This is a genomic window from Paracoccus sp. FO-3 (genome assembly GCF_006386455.1).
Classification (GTDB): domain Bacteria; phylum Pseudomonadota; class Alphaproteobacteria; order Rhodobacterales; family Rhodobacteraceae; genus Paracoccus; species Paracoccus versutus.
This window is the reverse complement of record NZ_VCBQ01000320.1, coordinates 1-406: the sequence shown is the minus strand read 5'-3', so window position 1 is coordinate 406 and position 406 is coordinate 1. Positions and strand designations below refer to the sequence as shown.

Here is a 406-nt window from a genome sequence, read left to right as displayed (position 1 = left end):
TGATCAGCCGCGCCACGTTGCCCTCGCGCGCGGCCCGCAGGTTCTGCGCGCTGGTCCGCTCCAGCTCGCCCAGCGTCGTCGCCAGCGCCGAGGCCAGGAACAGCGATTTCGCCTCGAACACCTTGGCGACATAGTGGTTGTAGCCCTCGATGGTCCAAGTCGTGCCCGCCCGCTCGCCCTCGCCGTTCACGATCAGATCCAGCGACCAGCCGCCCTGCGCATCCGTCGTCGCCTCGACCTTCTGCGTCACCACCCGCAGCCCGCCGTCGAATATGTCCGAGCCCTGAAGCGTCGCGACGATCTTGCCCGCCGCGATCGGCGCAAGCGTCGCATCCATCAGAACGCCCCTGACTGTGGCTTTGTTCGGCATCTCACCCTCTCCTCATCCGAATGGCGCCGCATTATC

1 protein-coding gene is annotated in these 406 nt (G+C 66.7%); it reads right to left on the bottom strand.

Translation table 11 applies throughout. The features are described from left to right. The coding region (locus FE811_RS27195) for a hypothetical protein (RefSeq protein ID WP_140849622.1) at nucleotides 1–370 on the bottom strand (370 nt) is incomplete at its 3' end. Nucleotides 371–406 lie beyond the last annotated feature (36 nt).